General features: G+C 40.6%; 5 protein-coding genes. All 5 read right to left on the reverse strand.

Annotated elements, in window-relative coordinates:
- Window positions 1-5 precede the first annotated feature (5 nt).
- The 5 genes from ACKWCD_RS00395 to ACKWCD_RS00415 all read right to left on the reverse strand — a co-directional run bounded on the left by ACKWCD_RS00395 (window position 6) and on the right by ACKWCD_RS00415 (window position 12,687).
- Window positions 6-2,126: a TonB-dependent receptor plug domain-containing protein gene (locus ACKWCD_RS00395; RefSeq protein ID WP_413981938.1), complete on the reverse strand. Its 2,121-nt coding sequence runs from the start codon at window positions 2,124-2,126 to the stop codon at window positions 6-8.
- 58 nt (window positions 2,127-2,184) lie between these two features.
- Window positions 2,185-3,222 (reverse strand): hydrogenase expression/formation protein HypE, encoded by a 1,038-nt coding sequence (gene hypE / locus ACKWCD_RS00400; protein ID WP_413981939.1) that lies wholly within the window; start codon window positions 3,220-3,222, stop codon window positions 2,185-2,187.
- Between the two features lie 39 nt (window positions 3,223-3,261).
- Entirely contained in the window at window positions 3,262-4,362 is a 1,101-nt protein-coding gene (gene hypD / locus ACKWCD_RS00405; RefSeq protein WP_413981940.1) for a hydrogenase formation protein HypD, read from the reverse strand.
- Window positions 4,346-6,676, reverse strand: a complete 2,331-nt coding sequence (hypF, locus tag ACKWCD_RS00410; RefSeq protein WP_413981941.1) for a carbamoyltransferase HypF — start codon at window positions 6,674-6,676, stop codon at window positions 4,346-4,348. The genes hypD and hypF overlap by 17 nt, the downstream gene beginning before the upstream one ends.
- A gap of 407 nt (window positions 6,677-7,083) precedes the next feature.
- Window positions 7,084-12,687 carry a T9SS type A sorting domain-containing protein gene (locus ACKWCD_RS00415; RefSeq protein WP_413981942.1) on the reverse strand — a complete coding sequence of 1,868 codons (5,604 nt, stop codon included), beginning with the start codon at window positions 12,685-12,687 and terminating at the stop codon, window positions 7,084-7,086.
- Window positions 12,688-12,690: the final 3 nt, after the last annotated feature.

A 12,690-nucleotide genomic window follows, 5' to 3' on the forward strand; every position in this document is an offset into this window, starting at 1 on the left:
GCTATTTAATGTTTCCCTGCAACCCCTAATCTAATAATAAGTTGGGCATTAATGCTGCGTCCGGGAGCAAAAAATCGGGTTTGATTGCCTGGTGTTCCTCTAAAGACATGGCTTTGGTATTCCTTATCCGTAATATTATCCGCGGACAAGATTAACTTGGCGTGGGGAAATTTAGGAAAAGCATTGTGCAGATTTACACCTACACTCAGATTGAAAAGCGTATAGGCATCCGTTTCCCTTTCCGTAAGGGCAGGCCTGTTTTGTTTACCTGTTAAAATACCTTCCACACGTCCAAAGAAGGCGTCTTGGTTGTCTCGCAACTGAAACCCTAACAGATTCTGATCGGCGGGCATAAAAGCAAGGTCGTCATCAGTTATTTTATTTTTTCCCCTAATGTATGACCCAGTCCAGAAAACGCTGGACAACTTCCCGATGACATAGCTAAGTTGGTATTCAAAACCTGTTAGCGTAGCTTCTCCCACGGCCTGATTTTGTACAGCGGGAGTGCCTTGAAAATCAACACTGACAGGAACATAAAGATTATCTAAAAAGTTTTGATAAAAATTGGCGCCAAATTTAAATTTGTCACCATCGTAGGAATAGCCTAGCTCATAGAACGTTCCTTTTTCTGGCTCTAAATCTGGATTGGGAATAACTCCATCAGCAAAATTGTACTTAGAAAATAGGTCAGGCCCTCTAAAGGAATTCGCTAAATTGATAGAGAAATCGGATTTTTCCGAAGCATGGATTTTAGCTCCAATATTACCCGTTAAGGCACTATTGTTATCAGAAGTATTATCATCAGTATATAAATCGGCTATCTCTGGAATAAAAAATGGTTCTTCCTCAATTTCATTTTTTACATTGTCATAACGAAGCGCGATTAGTAAATCAAAGGCATCACTGACTTTCCACTCCTCTACAGCAAACAAACCAATTGAAGTCGCATAACTATCGGGCTGTATTTGACCTGGGGGAGGGGTTACTTGGTTTACTTGGACTCCCATGGGATTGAATATATCTACAATTAACTCTCGCTTTGTTCCAAAACGGTGCTCTTTAAGATAATCTGCCCCTACCGTCAATTTGGAATTTTCTGCCAATCGCAATGCCGCAAAAGCCTTTGCACCACCAAAATTTACATCAACATCTAAATTGACATCAATTCTTCTATTGATGTCCATAGTACTCGGAAAAAAGACATTGGTTACCTGAGCTATGTGAAGGCGTTGTTGTTTCGAGTATGCACTAAAGCCGACTTCTTCTAAAGTTGAAGACAAGTTCTTGCCGCTATAGTTAAAATTGTACCCTGTCTGTTCATCTGGTGAAAACGTTCTTACTCGTATTGGTGGGCCAGGTGCTCCGAGTCCGCCTGGGAATCCAACATCTTCATTTTTAAAATACTTTCCGCTAAACTCAAAGCGATGATTCTCTGCTGGCGAATACCCTATGTTCCAATCGAAATAATTAGAACTAAATTGGCTGTTTGGCACTTCTCCACCGGGTGTTTCAGTATTACTGGCATCACGAATACCGCCTCCAATTAAAAAGTCAAAACCATTACCTCTTCCTTCAACTTCAAGTCTTCCGCGGGAATAGGAATTCACAGATTGATAACCGCCATAAAAACTGGCACCTACTTTGAAGTCCTTACCATATCCATTTTCTGCCTTTCTCGTAATTACATTAACAAGTCCACTTACTGCATCACTTCCCCAAAAAGCTGAGGCTGGGCCCTTAATGACTTCTACCCGTTCCACTTGCCAGGGATCAATCAATGAATAAGTTCTAATACGGCCACCAACAAATGAATTTCCGTCAATTAGAATGGGAGCTCGTTCTCTTGACAATCCTCTGATAATAGGAGTACTGGTTATACCACCGTCGTTTTGAATGACAACTCCTGGAGTGTATTTTAAGATTTCCGTTGCGGAGGGCGGTTGTGTTTCAAGGATAGCTAGTTGATTGATTACGGCAACATTAACCGGTAAATTTTTAAGTGGTGAAGAAGACCTTAGTGCGGTAACTTCTACGGGGTCTATTTTTACGGTATCCTGAGTCTGTTCTTGACCATAAAAAAAAGTAGTAGCAAGCACAAAAAATGCGCTGATAGTGTAGTTTTTCATTTGGTTTGTTATTTAGAGCCTAACAATATAATAAAAAATAAAAAACCTTGTAAATTGGTTAGCAAATGCGGGGAAGCTGTTCGCCTACCAACATGCTTACTACACGCTTGCCACCAATAGCACTGGTTATCACCACCTGTTTTGCATGATTTTCTACCACTTCTCCTATGATAGATGCGTTTGAACAATGTTCTATTTTTCGTAGTTTCTCAATAACTTTTTCGGCTATTTCGCCACCAACTGCTGCCATAAAAATACCTTCATTGGCCACATAGAGGGGGTCTAAACCGAGTAATTCACATGACGCACTAACCTCTTTTTGTATTGGTAGTTGTTTTTGGTTGAGTTCTACACCCAGGTTTCCATCCCTTGCAATTTCATTAAGAACAGTTGCCACACCGCCTCGTGTTGGGTCTTTTAGCAAGTGTATGTCTTCTCCAAAATCATCTAACAAACCTGATACTATATGATTTAAGCATCTTGTATCACTTTTGATAGTTGTTTCAAACTCAAGACCTTCCCGAACGGACATGATCGCCATCCCATGGGTAGCAATAGAATCACTAACAATGATTTTATCACCAGGTCTAACATGCTCTAATGAAATTTTCGCATTGTCATGCACTTGACCTACGCCGCTTGTATTTATAAATATTTTATCTCCTTTTCCCTTTTCAACCACCTTAGTGTCTCCGGTCACGATTTGTACCCCAGCCTTTTCAGAAGCCCACTTTATGGCAACCAGAATATCCCAGAACTCAGTCATCTTTAAACCTTCTTCAATTATAAAGCTGAGCGAAAGATACTTTGGCACAGCACCACACATGGCCAGGTCGTTTACCGTTCCATTTACAGCCAATTCACCAATATTACTATCCGGAAAGAAAATAGGGGAGATTACAAAACTATCTGTTGAAAAAGCGGTCTTGCCTTTTAATTCCAGTATTGCCCCATCATGTCGTTGCTGTAAATGCTCATTGTCAAAGAGATGAAAAACCCCCGAATCTAATAGTTTGTTAGTCAGTAGTCCGCCGCTTCCATGACCAAGTGTAATAATGTCGAAATCCAATTTAGGCATCGGACATTGCAATTGCATTTTTATGGGAGTTTTAGACATTCTTTGGAATAAGGTAGGTTACGAAATAGTTTCTATTGCTCCGCTAAAGTGATAGTATGCAGCGCAAGCTCCTTCAGAACTTACCATTGGAGCTCCCATTGGGTTTTGGGGAGTACATTTTTTTCCGAACTGCGAACATTCCATTGGTTTTTTAATTCCTTTAAGCACTAGACCGGCAATACATTCTTTTGGCTCCTCAACCTTCTGAATATCAATACTGAATTTAAGATTGGCATCGAACGAGACATATTCCGGACGCAATTCAAAACCACTCTTTGGAATATTTCCGATACCACGCCATTCTCTATCGGTTATTTCAAAAATTTTATGAAGCAGTTCTTGAGCTTTACGATTCCCTTCTGGCTTTACTACGCGACTATATTGATTTTGCAATACTGCTTCACCTTTCTCTAATTGTTGAACGGTAAGTAAAATACCTTGTAAAAGATCAACAGGTTCAAAACCCGTTACTACCATTGGAATCTTATAATGTGCTACTAAGGGATAATACTCTTCCATCCCCATAATAGTGCATACATGGCCAGCCGCAAGGAAGGCATCTATTTTACTTTCTTCATCTTGAATAACTGCTTCCATTGCAGGGGGTACCAAAACTTGGGAAGCCAAAATGGAATAATTTGTCAAGCCTAAATCATCAGCCTTATCAATCGAAAGCGCGTTAGCCGGAGCTGTTGTCTCAAAACCAACAGCAAAAAAGACTACTTCTTTGTCTGGGTTTTCACTCGCTAATTGAACAGCTTCAAGTGGCGAATATAAAATACGAATATCAGCACCAGCAGCCTTTGCTTGCAACAGACTCTTTTTTGAACCCGGTACGCGAAGCATATCTCCAAAAGAGCAAAGGATAACATTTTTTTCTTCAGCAAGGTATATTGCTTTATCAATTAGGTTTAATGGAGTAACACAAACAGGACAACCAGGTCCGTGAATCATTTGCAATTCTTTGGGTAACAAATCCATAATTCCATTTTTTACCAGACTATGGGTTTGACCACCACAAACTTCCATGATGTTCCAAGGTTGAGTGACGGTAGCACAAATTTCATCTAAATATTTTTTTGCCAAATCGGCATCTCGGTATTCACTTAGAAACTTCATCTTTAGTTGTAATTTGATAATAGGCCAATTGACCCAAAGCAATGTTTTCGTCGTTCGGCGATACTTCTTTATGAAAATACAGCTCAAATTTGTTGCCTAAATACTGCTGTACTAAATCGACCAGGAGTGCATTTTGAAATACGCCGCCGCTAAAAGCTAACTTTACTATACTTTTTGTGGCTGCAAAATTTTCAATCATCTTCACCAAAGTGAAATGAAATTGAAATGCAATCTGATCTATACCCACCCCATCGTTAAGGTCTTTCATTATGCCTTCAATAATTTCTTCGGTGGATACTTCTTCAATATACGATAATTGAGAAACATAGCTTGTATGTTCAATTATTTTGCTTTTTTCATAATACTCTTGAGCAAGGGTTTCGAGTTGCAATGCAGCCTCTCCTTCATAACTTTGGATATCTATAATTCCTAATAAACAAGCAACAGCATCGAATAGTCTACCCATACTAGATGCCTTTAGCACTTGCTTATTGCCAAGCATTTTTTGGTATAACTGCCATTCTTGTTTGCTAAACTTTTTCTTTAACATTTCCATCGCTTTGGCATTTCCATAGGAGTGAGTCAGGGCTGAAATTCGGGGTTCTAAGGCCATTTTGTCTCCCACAATAACAGATACATAAGACAGGTGAGCCATGCGGTTAAACGACCCATTTTCAAAAGTTAAGAATTCCCCTCCCCAAATATTGCTATCATCGCCGTAACCAGTCCCATCCCATATAACTCCCAATACTTTTTCTGATTTAGTCAGGAGTGAATGTTCCGATAAAATTGCTGCGAAATGGGCGAAATGATGTTGTATAGGTACAAGATTTGCTCCAAGGGTATCTGCCAACTGTTTCCCATATTCGGTAGAATAATAATTAGGGTGACTATCAACAAGAATGACCTTAGGTTGACATTTGAGAAAGGTCATGAAATGCTTGAGCGTTCTTTTATAATTCTCAGTACTTTCGAAATAGGCTAAATCTCCCAAGTACTGACTTAAGTATAACAAGCTTTGATAAAACAATCCAAAAACACTTTTTTGTGAAGCACCCATAGCCAAAATTGTAGTGTTTTCATCATTTGATATCGAACCAAAATAGTTCGGTGCCAAACCTCGGGATCTTCGAATAAGTATCGGCTGTTTTTTTATGGGACTAAAGCGTAGTACACTATCATCTTGAGATGTTACAATTTCTCGATTATTACTAAGCACGTAGTCCCAAATACCAGCTAGATCAGAAAATACCATTCTATCTTCAAAAACAATGGAAGCATTGCTCAGGTTAGCGCTGGTTGCAATTATTGGTTTTCCATGTTCTTGTAATAGAAGCTCATATAATGGAGTGTATGGTAACATCACCCCAATTTGGTCAAGACCAGGTGCTACTCCATTTAGCGCAGTATTAGCTTGTTTCTTTTTCAATCGCAATAGAACAATCGGAGCTACTTCCCCGGTAAGCGCTTTACTTTCAGCAGTTGAAATTATAAACTTTTGTTCGGCGTATGCTAGGTTGGGATACATGCATGCAAATGGCTTTGAGGGCCTATGTTTCCGTTTTCTTAAGGTTTTGATGGTTTCCGCATTAGAAGCATCGCAGGTTAGGAGGTAGCCTCCAATTCCCTTAATGGCAACAATTTTTCCTTCCTTCCATAAAGCAACTACTTTCTTAATTGCCAATTCTGGATTGCTTTCAACTTCTTTCCCCAAAGTGTTTGATAGACTTAATCGAATTCCACAATCAGCACAGGAATTGGTCTGGGAATGATATCGTCTATCTTTTGGATTTAAATACTCCTCATTGCAAGTCGGACACATTTTGTAATCATCCATTGCAGTAAATTCTCTTTCAAAGGGGAGTTTTTTGATTAAGGAATAGCGCGGGCCACATTCCGTACAAGTAATAAATGGATAAAACCCTCTTCGATCAGAGTTATTCAAGACTTCTTTTCGACAGTTTTCGCAGATGGCAAAATCTGGCGGAAGCATCATTGCCGCAGTTTTTGCTTCTTTTTTTTGTAAAATTTGGAAGCCTTCAAAACTTCGGTCATCAATTTCATAAAGCTCATGTCCAGTGATTTTCGTCAGAGTGGGCGCAGCCTCAATTAGTTTTTTGTAAAACGGAATTGCCACTTCCTTGCTAGCCAAAAATTCAACATGTACTCCATTAATATCGTTGTATACAATTCCGTTTAGTTTCTGTTTGGTAGCCAATCGGTATACATAGGGCCGAAACCCTACGCCTTGTACTCTTCCTGTAATATGTATATGCCAAGAATTCAATATCCTACCAATATAGGAAATTATCATACGGTTATTGTTCGTATGGTATAATAGAAAATAAGAATTTATTATATGAAGTGAGAGCGAAAATAGCTTTACTTCATTTCGGTAAAACCGGATATAGGTTTTGAAGGTATTTAGTCTCAAGTAATTTTATTCACGAAATGAATAAAACCAATAAAGTAACAATACAAATAATATGTGATGATTATTTGTATTGATTTATTACGTAATTTAGTATAGCAAAAGACACATAAAATTTGTATCCAATTGTGCCATTTCGAACCGAGTTTAGAGTTCGGTTTACCATTTAAAATGAAGGCTATAAAAGTCTGATAGTTAACATATTGTGATGATGGAATTAGTTCTGTCATCCCGACGATACGAAAAAGTGATTTGTACTAGCAAATCACTTTTTTTGTTGCCCGTTTGTATTACCTCACAATAATTTTTCTAAGTGTGTTTCCTTGTTCAGTTTCAAGTAGTACTGCGTACACTCCTGGAGGAGTCCCAGATATATCAAATTCCATTAAGTAGTTGTCGGTTCCTCTATCTTTTTTAGATGCTATCATTTGGTTGTTTGCGAAGCTGAATATTTTGATGGCGATATTTCCTCTTTCAGCCAGACTAACATCTGCTGTGAACTGCCCAGAAGTAGGGTTGGGGTATAGAATAAAGTCTCCAATGGGTTGAGTGTCGTTTTTAGAGTCTGTAGATACTGATGCGTCTCGTTCAACGATGATTACGGTTTTAGTTTGACTCTCAGAACAATCTCCTTTTTGGGTGATAAGGGTTACTTCGTATTCTCCAGGAGTATCGAATACCATTTCTGCCTCGTCTTGATTTTGGTTTATAACTGTAGCCTCTGTGGGTAATATCCATGCGATGGAATCTGGTCTTGGATTACTGGTATCTACTGCATAGACGGGTTCCCCTGTAAAAGCTTGAGAGGACATCACGAGTTCTGCGCCAATTTCTTCTGAGCTTGTAGTGATGGTAATACTTCCAGTAGCAGTACATCCTGAAGGGGAAGTAACATTCACACTGTAAATACCTTGATCTGCAATAGTTACTATAGGCTGAGTACTTGTAAATCCGTTATCGGCGCTCCATAGATATGTTGATGCTGGATCAGCAGCTGTAACATCAAGTTCGATGGATTGATCTAGACATAAGGTTCTGTTCTCTCCAAGTTCGACAGATAAAGGCTCTGGGTCTTCTAAAATATATGTGCGTTCAACGGGCCCGTTAGGAAGCCCTGTTACTGTTACGCTATAGCTTCCTGCAAGCAGATCGGTTATGGTATCAGTGGTTGCCCCGTTGCTCCACTGATAGGTGAAGGTGCCATTCCCTTCATTAACCAGTAAGCTAATACTACCGTTGGCCTCACCCGTACAGATGGGATTAACAAGGGTCTCTTCTACAATATCGGGTTGATTTATTTGATAGGTCTCTGTAAGATTACATCCGTTGGCATCGGTTATGGATACGGTATAAAAATCAGCAGCAAGGTTGGTAATGCCAGCGGTACTTCCCGCATTGGAATTATCGGAATCTCTAGTCCAAGCAATAGTATAGGGCAGGGTTCCTCCCGAGAGGGTTAACGTGATACTTCCGTCTGCGGCAAGATATGCGGATGCATCTGTTTGCGCTACATTGTCAATTGTTAGAGGATCTAAAGGTTCTGCAATATTCACATCGATATCAGTGATACAACCATTTGCATCTACTACATCAAGGGTATAATCTCCTGAAGGGATGTCAGTAAGGTCTTGTGTAGTACTTGTATTATTCCACGAGTATTGATAGGGAGGTGTTCCTCCAGTAATGGATACATCAATAGCACCTGTTGCCAAACCTTGACATAGAATATCTGTTTTACCCTCTAGTACAATGGAGAGTCGATCAGGTTCTGTAACGACTATGCTGGATGCATCAACACTAATGGAATTAGCATCAGTAACGCGCACAAAATACTCTCCAGCGCCTAAATCAGCAATGATATCTGAGGTCTCGGTAAGTAGGGTGTTACTTCCACCATTTACTTGGAACCATTCGTAGGTATAACTACCATCAGGGAAAGACACACCACCTTGTACATTAGTGATAAGTTCTGCAAAGGCGTCGTCTTTACACTCTAAGAATACACTTTGGGTTATAGAAGCTAGGAGAACTCCGGGTTCAGCAATGACAAAAGACTGGGTATAGGTACATCCTGTATCAACAGCTGTATTGTAGTTGGCATCTTGAATAACTAGGGTATAAGTACCCCCTGCTAAATTGGATATATCTTCATCAGAAGAAGTAAACCCATTATCGGCTGTCCATATAAAATTATAAGGCGGTGTGCCTCCAAAAGGAAGAATAGCTATTGCCCCATCATTTGCACCAGCGGCAGAAAGACTGGTTTGCTGGTCAATATCGAGCCCCATTTCTTGTGGCTGGACTACTGTTATGGGGTTAGGCAAAATAAACTCACAATTATTTAGATCTCGAACCACGGCAGGATAACTTCCAGCGATAAGATCAGTAAAAGTATTACTCGTACCAAAAGCTCCCCCATCAAGAGAATAGGTATAGGGAGGAGTTCCTCCGGTTGCGTTTATCTGCACGCTACCATCATTGGCACCGTTGCAAGTAACATCAAAGGCAGCTCCCGTAGCATCTAATGCTTCTAAAGGCTCGTCAACAACAATATTTATGGATTCTGGCGGATTGGCCGACGCATCGGATACGGTTAGGGTGTATGTTCCTGCTACGATATTTTGTAAGGTATTGGTATCGGCTCCTGTGATTACGCTACCACCAATACTCCATGTATAGGTTATCGGGGCATTACCCGATACGGTAGCAACAATACCTCCTGTGGCATCTCCTTTACATTCCACATCTGTAGCTATGATGGTATCTATGGACAATGGCCCTGGTTCAGAAACAGAGAAACTTTGAATAAGATAGCATCCACCGGAATCAGTAGTATGATTTGCATCACGAACTACTAAGGTGTAGGTTCCTGCGATGAGTCCTGTAATATCTTCGGATGTGCTTGAAAAGCTAGGTCCTGTCCAAGTGATGTCATAGGGCATTGTTCCACCTGCAATGGAAATAGCTAAAGCCCCATCTGAACCACCAGATACAGATACGTCTGTTGTATTATCAAGGTCAAGGGTTACTATGAGTTCATCGGGTTCGCCAATAAGGGCCGTAGTTCCAAATCCACAACCATTAAAATCGCGCACATCAATGGAATAGGAGGCGGGTGTTAGATCTGTAAAAGTGTTACTTGCTTGAAAAGCTCCTCCGTTTAGGGAATAGGTATAAGGTGCGGTTCCACCTGTAGCATTGACTAAAATACTACCATTAGTACCCCCAAAGCAAGACACATCGGTTGGTAGGGCAGTAGCGTTTAAGGCCAAAGCTGGTTCTGTTATCGTTACATCAAGAGTTACCTCAGGTGTTGGTGTGGCATCGGTGAGTCTTAGGGTATAGGTACCTGCTTCTAGACCGGTAATAGTTGCTTGATTGGGCGCCGAAAACCCAGGATCTCCCTGTCGCTCCCAAACAAAATTAAAAGGAGGTGTACCTGTTACCGTAGCGGTTATAGCACCCGTAGCTTCTCCTTTACATGATACATCAATCTTGCCATTGGTAAGTGATGTAATCCCTAAAGGCCCTGGTTCAGTAATGATAATGGGAGCAGCAAGACTTGCGCTACAACCATTGCCGTCAATGACGGTAAGGCCATAGTCACCCGCTGGTAAGTTAATCAAACGGGTATTTGTTGATCCTGCAGGTGGCGTAAAGGCTGTACCGTTACGTGTCCAGTTATAGGTGGTTGTACCTATATTATTTGCTATGGCTACTTCTAGCTCTCCGGTGGTACCTGCGTTGATGGTATTATCCACATGAGAGGCTACTACTTCTGATAATGTGATTGCTGGTGGTTCGATGATGCTTAAGGTTCCTGAATACGATACTTCACAATCATTGGCATCACGGATGAAAAGTGGGTAGTTGCCTGCTACGGTTATAGGAATGTTTCCTGAAGCATCAAGATTGGTAAAACCTCCAGAATTAGCAATACGATAACGATAGGGAGCTGTTCCTCCATTTACGGTCACATCAATGGATCCGTCATTGCCTCCAAAGCAAGAAATAGCATTAGTAGTAGCACTTGTTATGGATAGTTGTGTTGGGTTGTTCAATACAATTGACCTGGAAACGGTAGATGCGGGTATGGATAAATCCCCACCTGCCGAGGCCACGGTTAGTTCATAGGTGCCTGCGTTTAATCCAGAGAGGCTTGATCCACTGCCAGATATTGCAGTGCCATTGCGTCTCCAAGCATATTGATAAGGTGTTTGTCCCCCTGAAATACTCATAGCAATAACCCCATCGGAGTCTCCAAAGCATGAAATTTCATTAGTTATATTGGCTGAGACAACACTGGGTACTTCAACGGCAGACACTACTATGGATGTTGGGAAATTTACACTACACGGATTGGAATCTGTGACGGTTAGTGTGTACGAACCATTTTGTAAGTCAGGTATGATGTTCGTGCCGATACTTAAACTTCCAGTATCTGGAGTCGGTCCTGAAATAGAATAGGAGTAAGGACCGCTACCACCTGAGATACGAACCGCAATTGAACCGTCAGTTGCTCCTGGATAGGAGGCCATATCCGATTCTTGGGCAAATTCAATGATTAATGGGTTCGTTACTGCATTGATAGTAACATCAATAGGAGTAGGGGAAATACATTCTACACCGCCCGCTACGGTTATTCTGCTTCTAAAAGTATAACTGCCCGGAGTAAGGTTATTGAAAGTTGCACTGTTTTGCCATGTTCCATTATTCACAGAGTACTCGTAGTTGGTAGCTGTTCCTCCGTTAGCTGTAAGGGTAACCGATCCGGTATCACCTGGACAAACCGGTTGAGATGTCGATACTTCAGATACCGTTACCACACTTGGTCGGTTGATCGCAAAATTCCCTGTCTCCCCAGTACTGCTGGGTACCATATTACCCATGCCATCGTCAAAAAAGGTTTGATAGGTAATGGTATATGTACCAGCTTCGATATTGGAAAAGGTATAGGAGTTATCAGCGGCAAAATTGGTCACGATAACATCAGCTTCTGGAATAGCGAAACCTTCAGGGGTTATACCACTTAAAGTAGCGCGAAATTCCTCTCCGCTTCCACTATCAAGCGCCCTATCGAAATTTAGTTTGGCACTACCATCATCACTATCAGAACAACTTACATCGATAGGAATTGTGTTGTTTAAAACGGGAGGGCAGGGTATGTAGGAATAGGTGAGTATATCGGAGAATCCTCCTCCGCCATAGTTAATTCTAACTCTAACATTTTCTCTTATGTTTAGTCCCATAAAATCAGAATAGTCAAAAGAAAAACTAAGTGGATTTAACCCGTTGGGTAATAATGTTTGCCATATAGAACTTCCTTGAACTTGATACTGTACTCCATACTGCATCTCTGCATCAGTACAATATCCTTCACCTACTATTAGGTTTTTAGTACTACATGTCGAAAGTAGATTACTTGTTGAATTATAGTTATTCAACTCTGCTAAGGGAGGTAATTTGGTAATCCTTAAGTATCCTCCTGAGGCTGTGGGAAATAAGCTTATGATATCAGCTTCATTATAACATCCTATAGGTATGCGGGTATTACTAGTTCCACTTCTAGTACATGAAGATGCTGTATTGGGACCCGTATATCTTGTTTGGATATTGATGTGAGTATACTCAATATTACTATTAACAACCATATTCGCCCCGTCACCGCCTCTTGTTACAGCTGTCCTGCAACCTTCAACTTGATAAGATAAAATACGATTTGATGAAGTATATGCAGGAGGTGTAACTAAGTAGGCATTAATATCCATTCCTGGACCACTATGAGATCCAAAGGCACCAATGCGCGCTTCAATTCTATATTTATATTGTGCGTTAGCATTTACACTACTTAAAAGCAGTGCGAAAACCCCAAGAAGGAATACAAGTTTTCTCATAAT

The sequence above is a fragment of the Maribacter taeanensis genome (assembly GCF_047345145.1).
Taxonomy (GTDB): domain Bacteria; phylum Bacteroidota; class Bacteroidia; order Flavobacteriales; family Flavobacteriaceae; genus Maribacter_C.

Bases quoted from the DNA above. Each gene is read 5' to 3' on its own strand.
- ACKWCD_RS00395 (WP_413981938.1), bottom strand. From the start codon at position 2,126: ATGAAAAACTACACTATCAGCGCATTTTTTGTGCTTGCTACTACTTTT.
- hypE (WP_413981939.1), bottom strand. From the start codon at position 3,222: ATGCAATTGCAATGTCCGATGCCTAAATTGGATTTCGACATTATTACA.
- hypD (WP_413981940.1), bottom strand. From the start codon at position 4,362: ATGAAGTTTCTAAGTGAATACCGAGATGCCGATTTGGCAAAAAAATAT.
- hypF (WP_413981941.1), bottom strand. From the start codon at position 6,676: ATGATAATTTCCTATATTGGTAGGATATTGAATTCTTGGCATATACAT.
- ACKWCD_RS00415 (WP_413981942.1), bottom strand. From the start codon at position 12,687: ATGAGAAAACTTGTATTCCTTCTTGGGGTTTTCGCACTGCTTTTAAGT.